We start from the raw sequence: 18,397 nt of genomic DNA on the forward strand, positions 1-18,397 counted from the left end.
CGGACGGCGTTGTCGCGGCCCCTGTCGTGGGCACCTTGCTCGGGCGGGTTCAACGACACCAACGCCCAGGCGGGAGGCAGTTCCATGGCGCGCATCGCATTCATCGTGGCCAACGACTTCGAGGACTCCGAGTTCCAGGTCCCCTACGACAAGCTCAAGCAGGCGGGCCACGAGCCCGTCGTCATCGGCGTGGAGGCGGGCAAGACGCTCAAGGGGAAGAAGGGCGCCGAAATCCGCACGGAGAAGGCCGTGAAGGAGCTGAAGGCCGCGGACTTCGCCGCGCTGGTCATCCCCGGCGGCTATTCGCCGGACCACCTGCGCATGGACATCTCCATGGTCGGCTTCGTGCGCGACTTCTTCAAGGCGGACAAGCCCATCGCCGCCGTCTGCCACGCACCGTGGATGCTGGTGGAGGCGGACATCGCGGACGAGCGCACCGTCACGTCGTTCCCCTCCATCAAGACGGACCTCATCAACGCTGGCGCACGCTGGGTGGATCGCCAGGTGGTGGAGGACGGCAACCTCATCACGTCCCGCAAGCCGGACGACCTGGACGCCTTCTGCGCCGCCCTCCTGCGCCAGCTGAAGGACGGCATCGCCCCACGTCTGGAGTCACCTCTGGCCCCCGAAGCGGCCGCGGACCGCGCACCGCCAGTGCACTGAGCCAACACCCAGGCGAAACATGGTCCAACAGGACCCAGGCCCCAGGGTGCTCCAGGCGCCCTGGGGCCTCTACGTGCGCCGCGTCAGAACGGATTTCCGCCGCCTGGCGGCGCCTGCCTGCCCCCGTCCCCAGAGGGAAACTGTTGGCGAGCGGACCCGTCATCCGTCCGCCGCATTGCGTTGTCTGGAGCATGCGTCGGGTTTTTGCTCCTCTGGAATTGTTCCGTTGTCTTTGGGCCTCCGGTACAAGACACTCAGACGTCTGTACGGGGTTTCACCAACCCCAGGGGAGTCATTCATTCCCTGAATTTTACAGCTGAGTTGCTATTATGCAGCTCCATTGCTTATCATCAGGAGCGCAACGCCCCCTTGACGGACTGCGCTATCACGGACGGTCTCTGTGGACTCCCCCATGAATCCGGCCCCCCGTACCGTGGTGTCCCCGCCCCGTCAGGTCGTCCGGGCCGTGCTGAACGAAGCGCTGGAAAGCAAGATGGGCGGCGAGGTGGTGGTGAAGTCCGCCACGGTCTCCGGCCGCATCTTCGTGGTGGAGCACAAGGTGGCGTGGACGGTGCTCACCGGCCCGGGCGCGCGCAGCTTCTCCACGGCGCTCATCGACGCGAAGCTGGTGAGCCGCGAGGACGTCGAGCAGGTGATGGCGGAGTGCCGCAAGAGCGGCGGCAACTTCTGCGAGACGCTGGTGTCGTGGGGCCTGGTGCCGCGCGACACGCTGCGCGACCTGCTCTGCCACCACGTGCGCGGGCAGCTGGACACGCTCTTCGGGCTGACGGAGGCGCAGGCCCTCTTCGTCCCGCAGCCCCGCTCCTACTCCAGCCAGCTGACGTTCGAGCTGGCGGAGCTCACCGCCGACACGATGCAACCGCAGCCTGCCCTTACGCAGTCGCAGTCCCCCTCGGGTCCCCCCGTCCTACTGGAAGGTGAAGTCATGGCGAACGTGAAGCAGGCGCTGGAAGAGGCGATGAAGATTGAGGGAGCGTTCGCGGTCTGTCTCGCGGATGCCAACAGCGGGATGACCCTGGGCAGCGTGGGCGGCAACGCGACGTTCAACGTCGAGGCGGCGGCCGCGGGCAACACCGAGGTGATGCGCGCCAAGCTGAAGACGATGAAGGCCCTGGGCATCAAGGACCGCATCGAGGACATGCTCATCACCCTGGGCGAGCAGTACCACATCATCCGCCCGCTCGCGGCGCGCGAGGGCCTGTTCCTCTACATCGCGCTGCACCGCGCGAACTCGAACCTGGCCATGGCGCGCTTCCGCATGGCGGACGTGGAGAAGACCATCCAGCTCTGAGGCCGGGCTCAGTGGTCTCCCGCGCGCTTCTCACCGGCCTCCACGCGCACGGCCAGGCGGTTGCCGCGCGGAGGCAGCGGGCAGGTGGCGAAGCGCGTGAAGGCGCACGGCGGATTGTAGGCGCGGTTGAAGTCCAGCACGACGCGCCCGTCCTTGTCCGGCAGCGGCGCTTCGAGGAAGCGGCCCGCGCCATAGGTGGCGTCGCGGTTCGTCTCATCGCCGAAGATGATGAACAGCTCGTCCGAGCCGTCCTCCGCCACGGGCATCAGCCGGTACTCCTTGCCCGCCACCGTGAAGACGAGCGTGCCGGCGGACTTCATCTCCTCCGAGTAGCCCAGCACCGTGGGCACGCTGAGCATGCGCGGCTTTTCATCCGGCACCAGCCGCGCCTCCACCTTCCAGTCCGCGCTGGCGGGATACAGCGGGATGCCGTGGAACTGCTTGCGCGCGGCGGCCTCTGAATCCTTCACGCGCACGCCCAGCCGTTCCTGGCGGCGGATGACCTGGAAGTTCACGCTGCCCAGGCGCAGCACGTCCGGCGCGCCTTTTTCGTCTGTCTTCAGCGCCCCCCCCGTGAAGGGCTTGCCCTCCAGCGTGAAGGCCGCTCCGGGCGCGGGCTGGAAGCTCACGCTGTCACCCTTGCGCACGAAGGTGCCCGCCCTGGACGGCGCCGGCGCGGGCAGGACCACCGCGCTGCCGGGCGCGGAGCCGGCCGTCTGCTCGCCCTCCTTCAGCCAGGTGAGCCCCACCAGCGTGAGCCAGCCGTCCGGCGACGTCAGGCGCTGCAGCCGCTCGGCGTGCCACGCCTGGGTGGCGGCGGCGACGTCCTCCGCGGGGGCCTTCCTGGGCGCGGCCTGCGCGGCGGGTTTCGGCAGCGGCTTCGCGGGCGGCGAGGCCTGCAGGGCCAGGGACAGGACCAGGGCGAGGGTGCTCATGCGGCCAATGTCTAGCAGGAGCCCGGCCGGGTTGCGCGCGGCCGGCCCTCCGTGCAAAGGCTTGAGAAACCTTCCATGAACCTGGACCTCCACTCCGCGCCCCCGGCCAGTGCCCTGCGCAAGCTCGCGCTGGGGACGTGGCGCGCGCCCAGGGACCCCACCGCCTATGCGTCGCTGGAGGTCCGCATGGAGCCGGCGCTCGCCTTCATGGCCACGCACCGCACGCGCACCGGCCGCCGGCTGACGGTGACGCACCTGGTGGCGAAGGCCGCGGCGGACGCGCTCGGCCGCTACCCGGAGGCCAATGTCGTGCTGCGCGGCCAGCGTCCCTGGCTGCGCGAGGACGTGGGCGTCTGCGTGCTGGTGGTGCAGCCGGCGAGCGGCGCGTCGCGCGTGGACCTGACCACCGCCACCGTGCACCGCGCGGACCAGAGGTCGCTGGAGGACCTGGCGGACGCCATGGAGTCGCGGGTGTCGCGGGTCCGCGCGCGCGAGGACGTGGAGATTGAACGGGGCAAGCGCCGCTCGTCGCTGTTGCCCGGATGGTTGATGGGCCCCGCGCTGCGGCTGTTGTCCTTCGTCTGGTACGGCCTGAACGTGGACCTGCGCAAGGTGGGGATGCCGTTCGACCCGTTCGGCTCCGTGGCGGTGACGAACCTGGGCTCGCTGGGGTTGGAGCGGGGCTTCGTGGCGATGGTGCCCTACACGCGCGTGCCGCTCTTGCTGGCGCCCGGGCTGGTGCGGGACGTCCCGGTGGTGGAGGGCGGCGCGCTGGTGCCGGGCAAGGCCATGACGCTGACCTGCACGTGGGACGCGCGCCTCATCGACGTGGACCTGGCCGCCCGGGTGCTGCGGCACATCGGCGGCGCGCTGGAGGACCCCAGCGGGTGGGATGCACCCGGGGCCGAAGCGCGGTAGAACCGGGGTGTCATCCGGAGGTCGGCACCATGTCCGTGGATCCCTTTCGTCGCGTCGGTGGTTCGCGTCCCGTGGGGCGCGTGCTGAGCGGCCAGGACCGCTTCGAGAAGGAAGCCCTGGAGGGCCCCCCTGAAGGCCCCCTCGCCATGGACCGCCGTCAGCGCATGGCCGGTGGCCCGCTGCCGGTGAACGGCGAGAGCCCCTTCGCCGCGAAGCTGCGCAAGCTGGCCGCGTCCAACCCGGACGGCAAGGCGGACTGAGACACCCGCGCCGCTTCAGACCTGCCCGGCGCCACCATCCACGAAGAGCTCCGCGCCGTTGACGAAGCTGCTGTCGTCCGAGGCGAGGAACAGCGCCGCCTTCGCCACCTCGTCCGGCTGCCCCATGCGGCCCAGCGGGATGAGGCTGGTGAGGTCGTCCTTGATCTGCTTCTCCCCCAACGCGCCGGCCACCAGCCCGTTGAGTCCCGGCGTGTCGATGGGGCCCGGGCTGAGCGTGTTCACCCGGATGCGCCGCCCCTTCAGGTCCGTGGCCCAGGTGCGCGCGAACGAGCGCACGGCCGCCTTCGTCGCCGCGTAGACGCTGAACGCCGCCGAGCCGTCCGAGCCCGCCGTGGAGCCCGTCAGGATGACCGAGCCGCCGTCCTTCAAGAGCGGCAGCGCCTTCTGCACCGTGAACAGCGTGCCCTTCACGTTGACGTTGAACGTCTTGTCGAAGTGCGCCTCCGTGATGGCGTCCAGCGCCACGAACTCGCCCAGGCCCGCGTTGGCGAACACCACGTCCACGTGCCCCGCGTCCTCCTTCACCCGCGCGTAGAACCGGTCCAGGTCCGCCATCACGGACACGTCCCCGCGCACGCCCACCACGCCGTGGCCAATCTCCTGCACCGCCCGGTCCACCTCCGCCTGCCGGCGGCTCATGAGGAACACCTTCGCCCCCTCCTGCGCGAAGCGCTTCGCCGTCGCGAAGCCGATGCCCGTGGTTCCACCCGTGACGACCGCGACCTTCCCGTCGAGCCTGCCCATGGTGCCGCTCCCTTGGTCCGCCCCCGCCCTGGCGAGGAGTTATGGACTTTATGGTCCATATCTAAGAATGGTGGACCGAGCGGTCAATAACTTTTATTTTCCGGGTATGGCTCGGCCTCGGACATTCGATGAAGCGCAGGTGCTGCGGGCGGCGCGCGACCAGTTCTGGAACAAGGGGTACGCGGCGACGTCCATGGATGACCTGATGCAGGCCACGGGGCTGGGCAAGGGCAGCCTCTACGGCGCCTTTGGCGACAAGCATCAGCTCTTCCTGAAGGTGTTCGACGCGTACTGCGTGGGCTCCGTGGAGTCGGTGAAGAAGGCGCTGGAGGGGCCGGACGCCGGGGCGCTGGAGCGGCTGCGTCAGCACCTGCTGGGCATCGCCACCGGGTCCGCGGCGCCCGCGAACCGGCGGGGGTGTCTGCTGTCGCGCGGCACGTCGGAGCTGGCGGCGCAGGACGCCCAGGTGGCGGACCGGGCCCTGGAGACCTTCCGGGCGCTGGAGGACGCGTTCGTGCGCTGCCTGGAGCAGGCCCGGGCGCACGGGGACCTCGCGCCCCACGCGGATCCGCGCAAGCTGGGCGCCATGCTGCTCGCCGTCCAGCGGGGGCTGGAGGCCGTGGGCAAGGCAGGCATGGATGAAGCCACGCTGCGAGGCATGGTGGAGACCGCGTTCGAAGGGCTGCCTGTCGCGGCGAAGCGCCGCCGTTAGCGCCGCCCTCTTCCGGTGACCCCCGCGTTCAGGCTAGGCACGGGGCCTGAACGCGGGTGCGCGCGGTCACTCACCGGGATGGGGGCATCAATGCGGAAGGCACATGCGGTGGCGGCGTCCCTGGCGGCGCTGCTGCTGGGGCAGACGGGCTGCTATCGGACGAGCATCGTCACGAACCTGCGGCCGGAGCCCAAGGTCCATCAGGACCGGCAGTGGTTCACGGCGGCGGGCCTGGTGCCCGTGTCCAGCCCCCCGGGCAGCGAGTGCAAGAACGGCATCGCGTGGGCCCAGAGCCGGGCGACGCCGAGCGACTTCCTCATCCAGGCGGGCCTCGCGGTGGCGGGAGCCTTCATCGGGTCCGCGGTGTGCGGGGGCAGCAACCGGACCGACGAGGAGCTGGGCAACTGCGCCGCCATTGGCCTGCTGGTGCCCACGCTGCTGGTGGGCTCGCGCACCGTGGCCTACTCCTGCGCGTCGGGGTCCCAGAACGTCAATCCGCGCCACGATTTGGGTGAGGGCCCGGGCTCGGAGACGCCGGTCCGCGCGCCGGAGGAGGGCGAGGTCCCGATGCCCGAGACCCCGACCCCGCCGCCACTGCCGCCGCCCGGCTCCGTCCCGGAGTCGAGCCCCGGTCTCTGAAATACGCCCGGACGCGGCGCGGCCCTTCACGCGCCGCGCCCGGGATGTCTGTCTATTCGCCGCGCTTCAAGCGCGCCCGCGCCGGCCCCTCCTTGGACCGGTTCCGCTCCAGCCGCTTGTGCTCCCGCTGCGCGACGGCGTCCGTCTGACGGCGCTGGAAGGCCTGCTCGCGCTGGAGCTTCTCGAAGCTCGCGCGCCGCTCCTCGGAGAGCGTGCCGTCCTCCACCGCCGCCCGCACCGCGCAGCCCGGTTCACGCTGGTGGCCGCAGTCGTTGAAGCGGCACCCGGCGGCCAGCGTGAGCACGTCCGCGAAGGCCTGGGCCAATCCCTCGTCATCGTCGCCCCACAGGCCCAGCTCGCGCATGCCGGGCCCGTCGATGATGAGGCCGCCGTGCTCCAGCACGAACAGCTCACGGTGCGTGGTGGTGTGCTGGCCCCGGTCGCCCTCCGCCAGCACGGGCTGGGTGGCGAGCCGTGCGTCGTCCAACAGCCGGTTGGTGAGCGTGGACTTGCCCACGCCGGACGAGCCCAGCAGCACGCCCGTCTTGCCGGGAGGAAGCCGCGCGCGCACCTCCTCCACGCCCAGGCCCGTGCGTGCGCTCACCGCGAGCACGTCCACGCCGGGGGACAGGGCCTCCACCTCCAGGACGCGTGCGGCCGCGTCGTCCGCGAGGTCCGCCTTGCTGAGGAGCACGACGGGCGTGGCGCCGCTGTTCCAGGCGACCGTGAGGGCGCGCTCGATGCGGCGGGGGTTGAAGTTGCCATCCAGTCCGGTGACGAGGAACACCACGTCCACGTTCGCGGCGATGAGCTGGGCGTCGTGTTCGCTGCCCGCCTCGCGCCGCTTCAGGAGGCTGCGGCGGGGGAGCACGGCGTGCATCAGCGCCTCGCCGTCACCGGACGCGGGCGGTTGCAAGAGGACCCAGTCGCCCACGGTGGGCAGGGCTTCCACGCCCTGGGCCTGATGGAGGAGGCGTCCCGAGGCGCGCGCGAGGAAGGCCGCGCCAGCGGTCTGCACGGTGAGCAGTCCCCGCTGCTGACGCACGACGCGCCCGGGGACGAGGTTGTTGGATGACGACTGCGAGACGAGTGACGACAGGGAGACGTCGAGGTCGGGACCCCAACCGAGGATTTCGAGTGACACTTGAGGAACTCCGGGCAGAGCGATGCCACGGGCGCGCGGGAGGGTACTCCGGGGCGCCGGGCGGAAAAGGAAGCAGGGCTCGCGCTGCGACGGACGACGGTGCTGCTACGACCGGCTCAGCGGATGAGCGCCCGCGTGGCGGACAGGGCCGCGACGACAAGGGGCGGAGTCATCAGGACAGGTCTCCTCAAGGGTGCGCGTCACCACCGGCGGTCATCGCCGTTCGCGTACCCAAGGACCCTAGCAACTCCTGCGTGCGTTTTCCCACTTGAACCTCACGCAACGTGAGGTTGTACCCATCACATCCAGTCACGCGGAAGACACGTGGCTGGAAAGGGGTGAGGCATGCAGCACACGGAGCTGAAGGTGGGAGAGCTGGCCCGGCGCACGGGGCTGTCCATCCGCGCGCTGCACCACTACGACGAGATTGGACTGCTCAAGCCCTCGGCGCACACGGAGTCGGGGCACCGGCTGTACACGGCGGCGGACATCGCCCGCCTGAGTCACATCCTGTCGCTCAAGCAGCTCGGGTTCTCGCTGGAGGAGATTTCCGAGACGCTGGGCCGGGCGGACTTCTCCGCCCTGCGCGTGGTGGAGCTGCGGCTCCAGCGGGCCCGGGAGCAGCTGGCGGAACAGCGTCAGCTCTGCGACCGCCTGGATTCCCTCGCACGGCAGCTGAGAGCGGCGGAGCCCGTCTCCGCCGACGACTTCCTACAGACCATCGAGGCCATGACCATGTTCGAGAAGTACTACACCCCGGAGCAGCTGAAGGAACTGGAGGCCCGCCGCCAGGCGATGGGCGACGACGCCATCAAGGAAGTGGAGGCCGAGTGGCCCCGCCTCATCGCGAGCATGCGCGAGCAGATGGAGCAGGGCGCCGACCCCGCGTCCGAGCCGGTGCGAGCCCTGGCCACGCGCTGGCGCGAGCTGGTCCGCGCCTTCACGGGCGGCAACCCCGGCATCGAGAGGTCGCTCCAGACGCTGCACCAGCAGGAGCCGCAGGTGGCGCAGCGCCAGGGCCGTGACCCCCAGCTCATGGAGTACGTGGGCCGGGCCATGGCCTGTCTGGACGCGCCGAAGTAAAGCCAGACACGGCGACGGCCGCCAGTGAAGGACTGGCGGCCGTGGCTGTCATCGGAAGGCATCCAGGCTACTGGCCGATGGTGCCCGCGGACGACCCATTGGAGCCGCTGGTGCCGGTGCCGCCGACGCCGCCCATGGTGCCGCCGGAGCCGCTGGTGCCGGTGCCGCCGACGCCGCCCGTGCCGGTCGTGCCGCTGGTGCCGCCCGTGCCGGTGCCGCCCGGGTTGATGACGGTCGAGCCGTTGGACTCGGTGCCGGGAGCGGTGGAGCCCGTGGTGCCGGTGCCCGAGCCGCCAATGGTACCGGTGCTGCCCGAGCCGCCAATCGTGCCGGAGCTACCGGAGTTGTCACCGTCCACGGTGCCCGTGTTGGTGCCGGACCCACCGTAGGTGCCGGTGCTCGTGCCGGTGGACGGCGCGGTGCTCCCGGTGCCGAAGGTGTCCGAGCTGGAGCCGGTGGTGCCGGAGCCCGTGCCGATGCCGCTGGTCCCGGTGCCGCCGGTGCCGGAAGTGCTGCCGCCGGTGGTGCCGGTGCCGGTGGTGCCCGGGGTCGTCGTCACGCCGGAGCCAGATCCGCCCGTGCCGGTGGCGGTGTTACCCGTCTCCACGCCCGTGGAGTTGGTGGTGCCAGGAGAGACCGTGCCGGTGGAGTTGGCGGAGCCCGTCTGCCCGCTGTTGATCATCTCGGGCGAGCCGCCCGAGGAGCCAGGGGTCGTCCCGGGGCTCGACCCGTCGCCTACCTGCTGGGCAAACGCGCTGGTGGAGAGGAGGAAGCTGAAAGCCAGTGCCGCAGTGCCGATGGAGCGTCGCATGTCTGGAACCCTTTCCCGTCGCTGGAGGCCTAAAGCTGTGTGCTTCAGCGGACAGGGCAACCCTTTGGATCCACCCGGCACATGGCAGGCCGGCAGCTCGCAGGTCATTCATGGGACGAAGCACCCGGGGCAGGGGTTGCACGCACGCGCGCCGGCTTCACGCATGCGGCGCAGCAAACCGTCCCGGCGCGGCTGGAGTTGATCCACGAAGCACTCGGGATGTTCGCGCCGAGCGTCCATCCAGAACGCCATTGTCTGTCGCCAGGCTTCGACGTGAGGACGCGTGCGACGGTCGTCACGGCGGTCCAGGGCCACACGGGCTCCACCGTCATGGAGGCGTCCGGCTCGAACACGCTCCAGCGCGGCCAGGAGCCCCACGAACATGAGGCCGGGCACGCACAGTCCGAGGCCCACGAGCCGCATCCGCCGACGGAAACGCCATGAGAAAGGCATGCCCTCCACGGATTGCAGGGCATGGGCCAGCTGCGGGGTGTCCAGCAGGCGGGCATTCGTGACGCGCCGAGCGGTCTTCGCGCCATTTCTGTGCTGTCCTCCGGTCCAGGGAGGCGCGTGCGTGAGCGGACGGGAAGGGCATCTGGCCGCGGGCCGCAAGAGCATGCGCCTGGCGCGAAGCGTGAGCGCCCGTGCCTGGCCGCTCACGCTCGTCATCGCCGCGGGCCTGGGCCTGCTGCTCTACGTCTCCACCACCAGCCTGCCGTACCTCATCGCCTCACCCGCCGGGGACGCGCACCTGGGCGCGCTCAATGACTGTCTGGCGCGGCAGCTGGAAGGGGCCACGCGGCTGGGCTGGGCCGTGGCGCCGGATGCTTCGCGCGCCGCGGTGTTCGGGCCCCGCGTCATTGCCATCTGCGGCGAGGACGGTTCGCACTCGCGCCTGGAGATCGCCGGCGCCACCGCGCTCGCCTTCGACGGCGAGCGCCGCCTGTGGGCCGCCGCCGGAGGCCACCTGCTGCGCGAGCGCGACGGCGCGCTCCAGCCGGTGGGCGACATCGCTCCGCCGGAGTGGCTGATCGGCCACGCGGGCGGGGTCCTCGCCCTGGATGCCACCGGGCTGCTCGTCTCCATCGCGCCGGACGGCAAGGTGCTGGCCCAGACCCAGCTGCCAGGGCCTGGAGGCCGTCTGTCCATCGGCCCCGGCGGCGTGCTGGCGGCGGTGGAGTGGGGCGGCGGCGTCATCGTCTACGACGCCCGCACCCTGGAGCTCGTGCGCGCGGAAGCCCCGTGCACCGTGGAGTTCCTGTGGTGGCTCGACACCGCGGATCAGGTCCTGCTGGCCTGTGGCGGGCCGTCCTCGCTGCGCTTCGATGTCCGCACCGGCGCCCGTGAGACCGTGCCTGCTCGCACGCGCACGCCTGCCCGAAGGCTCTCGGGGCGGGCGCTGTACGTGCAGGGGTGTGATGGCTTCCCGTGCACCGCCTCACCCCCTTGAACCTGTTATGGGGAGGTTCCGCCCTGGGCCGGTGACTCGCTGAACCGGGGCTTCCGGGGTTGGTGGGGTTCACGTGCGGGCACGACGTTCAGTGCCTGACACCCAGGGCCTCTCCACCCCGGCTTTACATTCGACAAACCCGCGAACTCATTGGACGTTCCTGGGATCGCGGGCCGGTTTCGCAGTACCGGTCGCAACGCTTTCGCCGATCAGGGGTTTCACTCGTGGACGACACCAAGGCTTCCAGCTCCTCCGCTCCCCGCAAGCGCGCCAATGGCCGAAAGACGGCCGGGGCCGCCGCAGGCCAGGACGCTGGCCTTCCAGCCACCCGGTCGCAGGGCAATGTCGCGGCCAACCGGCTGAGCGACGTGGAGGCGACGCGCGCCGAACCCGCCCGCCGAACTCCTGCTCGTGGCCGCAACGGCAACAGCCGCTCCTCCTCGGACGACCTGCGCCCCGGCGGTCCTCCTCCGCTCCAGCAGCTGCTGGCGGCGCTCCGGGCCGTGCAGGGCGGTGACTTCTCCGTGCGGCTGCCCTCGGGCGCGCAGGACGTGGTCATGGATGAGATCGCCCGCGCGTTCAACGCGGTGGTGACGCTCAACTCCACGCTCACCCACGAAATCGTCCGCGTGGAGCGCGTCGTCGGCCGCGAGGGCCGCATGGGCGAGCGCGTGGGCCTGGGCGACGTGCGCGGCGACTGGGCCACCAGCGTCCAGTCCATCAACGCCCTCATCGGCGACCTGGTGCAGCCCACCACGGAAGTCGCGCGCGTGCTGGTGGCGGTGGCCGAAGGCGACCTCACCCAGAAGATGGCCCTCGAAATCGACGGCCAGCCCGTGAAGGGCGAGTTCCTCCGCATCGGCACCACCGTGAACGCGATGGTGGATCAGCTCAACAGCTTCGCCGCGGAAGTGACGCGCGTCGCGAAGGAGGTGGGCACCGAAGGAAAGCTGGGCGGCCAGGCCGACGTGAAGGGCGTGTCCGGCGTGTGGAAGGACCTCACGGACAACGTGAACGTCCTCGCCGGCAACCTCACCGCGCAGGTGCGTAACATCGCGGAGGTCACGACGGCGGTGGCCCGCGGCGACCTGTCCCGCAAGATCACCGTGGACGTGAAGGGCGAGGTTCTGGAGCTCAAGAGCACCATCAACACGATGGTGGATCAGCTCAACAGCTTCGCCTCCGAAGTGACCCGCGTCGCGCGCGAAGTGGGTACGGAAGGAAAGCTGGGCGGTCAGGCCGCGGTGTCCGGCGTGTCCGGCACGTGGAAGGACCTCACGGACAACGTGAACTTCATGGCGTCCAACCTCACGACGCAGGTGCGCGGCATCGTGAAGGTGGTGACGGCGGTCGCCAACGGCGACCTCACCCAGAAGCTGATGGTGCCGTCGCAGGGTGAAATCGCCGCGCTGGGCGCCACGCTGAACAACATGACGGACACGCTCAACGTGTTCGCGCAGCAGGTGACCAGCGTCGCGCGCACGGTGGGCGTGGAGGGCAAGCTGGGCGCCCAGGCCCAGGTGCCCGGCGCCGCGGGGACGTGGAAGGACCTCACGGACAACGTGAACCTGATGGCGTCCAACCTCACCAGCCAGGTGCGCAACATCGCGGAGGTCTCCACCGCGGTCGCGAACGGTGACCTGTCCCGCAAGATCACCGTGGACGTGAAGGGTGAGGTCCTGGAGCTCAAGAGCACCATCAACACGATGGTGGACCAGCTCCGCGCCTTCGCAGCGGAAGTGACCCGCGTCGCGAAGGAAGTGGGTACGGACGGCAAGCTGGGCGGTCAGGCCGCGGTGCCGGGGGTCGGCGGCACGTGGAAGGACCTCACGGACAACGTGAACAGCATGGCCTCCAACCTCACCACCCAGGTGCGCAACATCGCCCTGGTGACGACGGCGGTGGCCACCGGTGACCTGTCCAAGAAGATCACCGTCGACGCTCGCGGCGAAATCCTGGAGCTGAAGAACACCATCAACACGATGGTGGACCAGCTCAACAGCTTCGCCTCGGAAGTGACCCGTGTGGCCCGCGAGGTGGGCACGCACGGCAAGCTGGGCGGTCAGGCGGAAGTGAAGGGCGTGTCCGGCACGTGGAAGGACCTCACGGACAACGTGAACTTCATGGCGTCCAACCTCACGACGCAGGTGCGAGGCATCGCCAAGGTGGTGACGGCGGTCGCGAACGGCGACCTCACCCAGCGCCTGAAGATGGAGGCCAAGGGCGAGGTCGCGGAGCTCGCGGACACCATCAACGCGATGACCCAGACGCTCTCCATCTTCGCGCAGCAGGTGACGGACGTCGCGCGCACGGTGGGCGTGGAGGGCAAGCTGGGCGCCCAGGCCGTGGTGCCGGGCGTCGCGGGCACCTGGAAGGACCTCACGAACAACGTGAACCTCCTGGCGAACAACCTGACGGACCAGGTCCGTAACATCGCCGAGGTGACGACGGCGGTCGCGAAGGGCGACCTGTCCCGCAAGATCACCGTCGACGCGAAGGGCGAAGTCCTGGAGCTCAAGAGCACCATCAACACGATGGTGGACCAGCTCCGCGCGTTCGCCGCGGAAGTGACGCGCGTCGCGAAGGAAGTGGGCACGGACGGCAAGCTGGGCGGTCAGGCCGACGTGAAGGGCGTGTCCGGCGTGTGGAAGGACCTCACGGACAACGTGAACAGCATGGCCTTCAACCTCACCACCCAGGTGCGCGGCATCGTCAAGGTGGTGACGGCGGTGGCCGACGGCGACCTGTCCCAGAAGCTGGTGATGGAGGCCAAGGGCGAGATCGCCGCGCTCGCGGACACCATCAACGCGATGACCCAGACGCTGTCCGTCTTCGCGCAGCAGGTGACGGACGTCGCGCGCACGGTGGGCGTGGAGGGCAAGCTGGGCGCCCAGGCGGAAGTGCCTGGAGTGGCCGGCACGTGGAAGGACCTCACGAACAACGTGAACCTCCTGGCCAACAACCTCACGGCCCAGGTGCGAAACATCGCGGAGGTCACGACGGCGGTCGCGAACGGCGACCTGTCCAAGAAGATCACCGTCGACGCGAAGGGCGAAGTCCTCGAGCTGAAGAGCACCATCAACACGATGGTGGACCAGCTCCGCGCGTTCGCCGCGGAAGTGACGCGCGTCGCGAAGGAAGTGGGTACGGAAGGCAAGCTGGGCGGTCAGGCCGACGTGAAGGGCGTGTCCGGCGTGTGGAAGGACCTCACGGACAACGTGAACGTCCTCGCCGGCAACCTCACGGACCAGGTGCGCAACATCGCCAAGGTCACGACGGCCGTCGCGAACGGCGACCTGTCCCAGAAGATCACCGTGAGCGTGAAGGGCGAGGTGCTGGAGCTGAAGAACACCATCAACACGATGGTGGACCAGCTGCGCGCCTTCGCTTCGGAAGTCACCCGCGTCGGTAAGGAAGTGGGTACGGAGGGCAAGCTGGGCGGCCAGGCCGCGGTGCCCGGCGTCGCGGGCGTGTGGAAGGACCTCACGGACAACGTGAACGTCCTGGCCGCGAACCTCACGGACCAGGTGCGCAACATCGCCAAGGTGACCACGGCGGTGGCCTACGGCGACCTGTCGCAGAAGATCTCCGTGGAGGCGAAGGGCGAAATCCTGGAGCTCAAGAGCACCATCAACACGATGGTGGACCAGCTCCGCGCGTTCGCCTCCGAAGTGACCCGCGTCGCGAAGGAAGTGGGTACGGACGGCAAGCTGGGGGGGCAGGCCGCGGTGCCCGGCGTCGCCGGCACGTGGAAGGACCTCACGGACAACGTGAACAGCATGGCGTCCAACCTCACCAGCCAGGTGCGCAACATCGCGCTGGTGACGACGGCCGTCGCGAACGGTGACCTGTCCAAGAAGATCACCGTCGACGCGAAGGGCGAAATCCTGGAGCTGAAGAACACCATCAACACGATGGTGGACCAGCTGAACAGCTTCGCCTCCGAAGTGACCCGCGTGGCCCGTGAAGTGGGCGCGGAGGGCAAGCTGGGCGGTCAGGCGGAGGTGAAGGGCGTGTCCGGCACGTGGAAGGACCTCACGGACAACGTGAACTTCATGGCCCGCAACCTCACGACGCAGGTGCGCGGCATCGTGAAGGTGGTGACCGCGGTCGCCAACGGCGACCTCAAGCAGAAGCTGGTGGTGGACGCGAAGGGCGAAGTGGCCGCCCTGGCGGAGACCATCAACAACATGACCGACACGCTGGGCATCTTCGCGGAGCAGGTCTCCACGGTGGCCCGCGAGGTGGGCGTGGAAGGGAAGCTGGGCGGCCAGGCCCGCGTGCCCGGTGTGGCCGGCACGTGGAAGGACCTCACGGACAACGTGAACTTCATGGCCTCCAACCTCACCACCCAGGTGCGCGGCATCGTGCGCGTGGTGACGGCGGTGGCCAACGGCGACCTGACCCAGAAGCTCATCGTGGACGCGAAGGGCGAAGTGGCGGCGCTCGCGGACACCATCAACAACATGACCGACACGCTGGGCACCTTCGCGGAGCAGGTCTCCACGGTGGCCCGCGAGGTGGGTATCGAAGGAAAGCTGGGCGGCCAGGCCCGCGTGCCCGGCGCGCGCGGCACGTGGCGGCAGCTGACGGACAACGTGAACCAGCTGGCCGGTACGCTCACCAGCCAGCTGCGCGCCATCTCCGACGTGGCCACCGCCGTGACCAAGGGCGACCTGACCCGCAGCATCACGGTCGTCGCCGAAGGCGAGGTCGCGGCGCTGAAGGACAACATCAACCAGATGATCGTCAACCTGCGTGAGACCACGCAGAAGAACCAGGAGCAGGACTGGCTCAAGACGAACCTGGCGAAGTTCAGCGGCATGATGCAGGGCCAGAAGTCCCTGGACGCCGTCAGCCGCCTCATCATGAGCGAGCTGACCCCGCTGGTGTCCGCGCACCACGGCGCCTTCTTCCTCAGTGACCCCGAGGGCGGCATGCCGTCCCTCAAGCTCACCAGCACCTACGCGTACCGGGAGCGCAAGCACCTGGCGAACCGCTTCCGCCTGGGCGAGGGACTGGTGGGGCAGTGCGCGCTGGAGAAGAAGACCATCCTGCTGACGCGCGTGCCGTCGGACTACATCACCATCTCCTCCGGGCTGGGTGAGTCCGCGCCGCTCAACATCATCGTCTTGCCCGTCCTCTTCGAGGGCGAGGTGAAGGCCGTCATCGAGCTGGCCTCGTTCCACCCGTTCAGCGCCATCCATCAAATCTTCCTGGATCAGCTGACGGAGAGCATCGGCGTGGTGCTCAACATGATCATGGCGAACATGCGCACGGAGACGCTGCTCTCCGAGTCGCAGCGCCTGACCCAGGAGCTCCAGAGCCAGTCGCGCGAGCTGACCCAGCAGCAGGACGAGCTCAAGCGCACCAACATCGAGCTGGAGGACAAGGCGAAGGAGCTGGCGGACCAGAACACCCGCGTGGAGGAGAAGAACCGCGAGGTGGAGCTGGCGCGCGTCAGCCTGGAGGAGAAGGCGGAGCAGCTCACCATCATCTCCAAGTACAAGAGCGAGTTCCTGGCCAACATGAGCCACGAGCTGCGCACGCCGCTCAACTCGCTGCTCATCCTCGCGAAGCTCCTGTCGGACAACAAGGACGGCAACCTCTCCACCAAGCAGGTGGAGTACGCCAACACCATCTACGCGTCCGGCGGGGACCTGCTCAGCCTCATCAATGAAATCCTCGACCTGTCCAAGGTGGAGGCGGGCAAGATGCAGGTGGAGCCCCGGGACATCGTCCTCACGGAGCTCAACCAGTTCATCGAGCGCAGCTTCCGTCCGGTGGCGGACCAGAAGGGCCTCACCTTCCAGGTGGAGGTGCTCCCGGGCACGCCGCGCCACGTGCGCACGGACCCGCAGCGGCTGCAGCAGGTGCTCAAGAACCTGCTCTCCAACGCCTTCAAGTTCACGGACGAGGGCGGCGTGAAGCTCACCGTGCGCCAGGCGGACAAGGGCATCCGCTTCGACCACGAGACGCTGCGCCGCTCGCGCAACGTGCTGGCCTTCGCGGTGAAGGACACCGGCATCGGCATCGCCAAGGACAAGCAGCGCATCATCTTCGAGGCGTTCCAGCAGGCGGACGGCTCCACCGCGCGCAAGTACGGCGGCACCGGCCTGGGCCTGTCCATCAGCCGCGAAATCGCCAAGCTGCTGGGCGGCGAAATCCGCCTGGAGAGCGAGCCGGGCAAGGGCAGCACGTTCACCCTCTACCTGCCGCCGGAGTACCAGGGCGCGGATGACGATGTGTCCCAGGGCTCGGAGACCTCCAGCCGCGCGCTGGGGGCCCTGCCGGAGCCGCTCATCACCTCGCCCGTCTCCAGCACCGCCACGCCGCCGCCGCTGGCCCCGCCTCCCGCCATCCTGGAGCCGCAGGCCCACGTGCTGGACGCCGCGCTGCCCCCGCAGGTGGAGGGGGCGCACACGCCCGTCGTGGTGGAGGACGACCGCGACCTCATCCGCGACGGTGACCGCACCCTGCTCATCATCGAGGACGACCTGAAGTTCGCCCGCATCATGGTCCAGATGGCGCGCGAGAAGGGCTTCAAGGCCCTGGTCGCCACGCGCGGGGACAGCGGCCTGTCCATGGCGCACGAGTACCAGCCGGACGCCATCACCCTGGACATCCAGCTGCCCGTGGTGGACGGCTGGAGCGTGCTGGACCGCCTCAAGCGCAACCCGCGCACGCGCCACATCCCCGTCCACATCATCAGCGTGATGGACAAGCACCTGGGCAACACCCAGGGCGCGTTCGGCTACCTGACCAAGCCCGTGAGCAAGGAGGGCCTGGAGCGCGTCTTCGGCCAGCTGTCGCGCTTCCTGGAGCGCCGCGAGCGCCGCCTGCTCGTCATTGAAGACGACGACGTGCAGCGCAGCAGCCTCACCCAGCTGCTCAGCGATGGCGGCGACGTCGTCGTCACCGCGGTGGCGTCCGGCCAGGAGGCCCTCCAGAAGCTGGAGGAGAACGAGTACGACTGCCTCGTCATCGACCTGCTGTTGCCCGACATGGACGGCATCAAGCTGGTGGAGGAGGTGAAGACGCAGCAGCGCTTCCGCGACCTGCCCATCGTCGTCTACACCGGCCGTGAATTGACGCCCAAGGACGAGTCCCGCCTGCGGCGCTACACCGGCAGCGTCATCCTGAAGAGCGGCGCGAAGAGCCCGGACCAGCTGCTCAGCGACACGGCGCTCTTCCTGCACCGCCTGGATGAGAACCTCCCGGCGCGCGCACGGGCGGCCCTGGCGCAGCGCAACGACCAGGACGCACCGCTGGCCGGCAAGAAGGTGCTGCTGGTGGATGACGACATGCGAAACATCTTCGCGCTCACCAGCGTGCTGGAAAATCACAGCATGCAGGTCGTCTTCGCGGAGAACGGGCGGGCCGCCATTGAAATGCTCGGCCAGCACCCCGACGTGGACGTCGTGTTGATGGACGTGATGATGCCGGAGATGGATGGCTATGAGACCATGCGTGCCATCCGCAAGGACCCCAAGTACGCCAGCCTGCCCATCATCGCCGTCACCGCGAAGGCGCTGAAGGACGACCGGGAGAAGTGCATGGCCGCCGGCGCGAGTGACTACCTGCCCAAGCCGGTGGACACCGACAAGCTGTTGGAACTGGTCCGGCTCTGGGTGAGTGCTTGATACTCAACGAGGGCGATCCACCCTCCCGCCCCCTTTGCACTTCCGTCTGGAAGGGGGCGGAC

General features: G+C 69.2%; 14 protein-coding genes. 10 read left to right on the top strand and 4 right to left on the bottom strand.

The genetic code is table 11. The features are described from left to right. The first annotated feature begins 84 nt into the window (after positions 1-84). Both D7X55_RS02425 and D7X55_RS44430 read left to right on the top strand, forming a co-directional pair. Positions 85-663, top strand: a complete 579-nt coding sequence (locus tag D7X55_RS02425) for a type 1 glutamine amidotransferase domain-containing protein (RefSeq protein WP_120547064.1) — start codon at positions 85-87, stop codon at positions 661-663. Between the two features lie 412 nt (positions 664-1,075). Then, complete coding sequence (locus D7X55_RS44430; protein WP_121722101.1) at positions 1,076-1,975, top strand: hypothetical protein; 900 nt, start codon at positions 1,076-1,078, stop codon at positions 1,973-1,975. A gap of 8 nt (positions 1,976-1,983) precedes the next feature. On the opposite strand, the gene D7X55_RS02435 is transcribed toward D7X55_RS44430, so the two are convergent. Further along, entirely contained in the window at positions 1,984-2,910 is a 927-nt protein-coding gene (locus D7X55_RS02435) for a DUF1684 domain-containing protein (protein ID WP_121722102.1), read from the bottom strand. A gap of 75 nt (positions 2,911-2,985) precedes the next feature. Between D7X55_RS02435 and D7X55_RS02440 the strand changes: the two genes are divergently transcribed. Continuing rightward, on the top strand, positions 2,986-3,828 hold the full coding sequence (locus D7X55_RS02440; RefSeq protein ID WP_121722103.1) for a 2-oxo acid dehydrogenase subunit E2: 843 nt from the start codon (positions 2,986-2,988) through the stop codon (positions 3,826-3,828). 29 nt (positions 3,829-3,857) lie between these two features. Beyond that, positions 3,858-4,088: a hypothetical protein gene (locus D7X55_RS02445; protein WP_120547061.1), complete on the top strand. Its 231-nt coding sequence runs from the start codon at positions 3,858-3,860 to the stop codon at positions 4,086-4,088. Positions 4,089-4,103: 15 nt separating this feature from the next. Here the strand turns inward: D7X55_RS02445 and D7X55_RS02450 are convergent, their stop codons facing one another. Then, positions 4,104-4,853: an SDR family NAD(P)-dependent oxidoreductase gene (locus D7X55_RS02450; RefSeq protein WP_121722104.1), complete on the bottom strand. Its 750-nt coding sequence runs from the start codon at positions 4,851-4,853 to the stop codon at positions 4,104-4,106. A gap of 106 nt (positions 4,854-4,959) precedes the next feature. Between D7X55_RS02450 and D7X55_RS02455 the strand changes: the two genes are divergently transcribed. After that, complete coding sequence (locus tag D7X55_RS02455) at positions 4,960-5,565, top strand: TetR/AcrR family transcriptional regulator (RefSeq protein ID WP_233609492.1); 606 nt, start codon at positions 4,960-4,962, stop codon at positions 5,563-5,565. 90 nt (positions 5,566-5,655) lie between these two features. Beyond that, on the top strand, positions 5,656-6,204 hold the full coding sequence (locus D7X55_RS02460) for a hypothetical protein (RefSeq protein ID WP_121722105.1): 549 nt from the start codon (positions 5,656-5,658) through the stop codon (positions 6,202-6,204). Between the two features lie 52 nt (positions 6,205-6,256). Here the strand turns inward: D7X55_RS02460 and rsgA are convergent, their stop codons facing one another. Then, positions 6,257-7,348 (bottom strand): ribosome small subunit-dependent GTPase A, encoded by a 1,092-nt coding sequence (rsgA, locus tag D7X55_RS02465; RefSeq protein ID WP_121722106.1) that lies wholly within the window; start codon positions 7,346-7,348, stop codon positions 6,257-6,259. 345 nt (positions 7,349-7,693) lie between these two features. Between rsgA and D7X55_RS02470 the strand changes: the two genes are divergently transcribed. Next, positions 7,694-8,431, top strand: coding sequence for a MerR family transcriptional regulator (locus D7X55_RS02470; RefSeq protein WP_120547056.1), 738 nt, complete (start codon positions 7,694-7,696; stop codon positions 8,429-8,431). Between the two features lie 67 nt (positions 8,432-8,498). Here the strand turns inward: D7X55_RS02470 and D7X55_RS02475 are convergent, their stop codons facing one another. After that, positions 8,499-9,242 carry a hypothetical protein gene (locus D7X55_RS02475; RefSeq protein WP_147442657.1) on the bottom strand — a complete coding sequence of 248 codons (744 nt, stop codon included), beginning with the start codon at positions 9,240-9,242 and terminating at the stop codon, positions 8,499-8,501. A gap of 81 nt (positions 9,243-9,323) precedes the next feature. On the opposite strand from D7X55_RS02475, the gene D7X55_RS42805 reads away from it, so the two are divergent. The 3 genes from D7X55_RS42805 to D7X55_RS02490 all read left to right on the top strand — a co-directional run bounded on the left by D7X55_RS42805 (position 9,324) and on the right by D7X55_RS02490 (position 18,335). Beyond that, complete coding sequence (locus tag D7X55_RS42805) at positions 9,324-9,686, top strand: hypothetical protein (protein WP_147470007.1); 363 nt, start codon at positions 9,324-9,326, stop codon at positions 9,684-9,686. Between the two features lie 130 nt (positions 9,687-9,816). Next, a complete protein-coding gene (locus D7X55_RS02485; protein WP_120547053.1) occupies positions 9,817-10,692 on the top strand; it encodes a hypothetical protein in 876 nt (291 codons plus the stop codon). A 224-nt stretch (positions 10,693-10,916) separates the two neighbouring features. After that, the gene (locus tag D7X55_RS02490; RefSeq protein ID WP_121722107.1) at positions 10,917-18,335 is read left to right on the top strand and encodes a HAMP domain-containing protein; all 7,419 of its coding nucleotides are present in this window, start codon (positions 10,917-10,919) and stop codon (positions 18,333-18,335) included. Positions 18,336-18,397 lie beyond the last annotated feature (62 nt).

It is taken from the genome of Corallococcus sp. AB049A, from assembly GCF_003668885.1.
GTDB lineage: Bacteria > Myxococcota > Myxococcia > Myxococcales > Myxococcaceae > Corallococcus > Corallococcus interemptor.

Bases quoted from the DNA above. Each gene is read 5' to 3' on its own strand.
- D7X55_RS02450 (WP_121722104.1), bottom strand. From the start codon at position 4,853: ATGGGCAGGCTCGACGGGAAGGTCGCGGTCGTCACGGGTGGAACCACG.
- D7X55_RS02440 (WP_121722103.1), top strand. From the start codon at position 2,986: ATGAACCTGGACCTCCACTCCGCGCCCCCGGCCAGTGCCCTGCGCAAG.
- D7X55_RS02445 (WP_120547061.1), top strand. From the start codon at position 3,858: ATGTCCGTGGATCCCTTTCGTCGCGTCGGTGGTTCGCGTCCCGTGGGG.
- D7X55_RS44430 (WP_121722101.1), top strand. From the start codon at position 1,076: ATGAATCCGGCCCCCCGTACCGTGGTGTCCCCGCCCCGTCAGGTCGTC.
- D7X55_RS02470 (WP_120547056.1), top strand. From the start codon at position 7,694: ATGCAGCACACGGAGCTGAAGGTGGGAGAGCTGGCCCGGCGCACGGGG.
- D7X55_RS02475 (WP_147442657.1), bottom strand. From the start codon at position 9,242: ATGCGACGCTCCATCGGCACTGCGGCACTGGCTTTCAGCTTCCTCCTC.
- D7X55_RS02425 (WP_120547064.1), top strand. From the start codon at position 85: ATGGCGCGCATCGCATTCATCGTGGCCAACGACTTCGAGGACTCCGAG.
- D7X55_RS02435 (WP_121722102.1), bottom strand. From the start codon at position 2,910: ATGAGCACCCTCGCCCTGGTCCTGTCCCTGGCCCTGCAGGCCTCGCCG.
- D7X55_RS02460 (WP_121722105.1), top strand. From the start codon at position 5,656: ATGCGGAAGGCACATGCGGTGGCGGCGTCCCTGGCGGCGCTGCTGCTG.
- D7X55_RS02455 (WP_233609492.1), top strand. From the start codon at position 4,960: ATGGCTCGGCCTCGGACATTCGATGAAGCGCAGGTGCTGCGGGCGGCG.
- D7X55_RS42805 (WP_147470007.1), top strand. From the start codon at position 9,324: ATGGCAGGCCGGCAGCTCGCAGGTCATTCATGGGACGAAGCACCCGGG.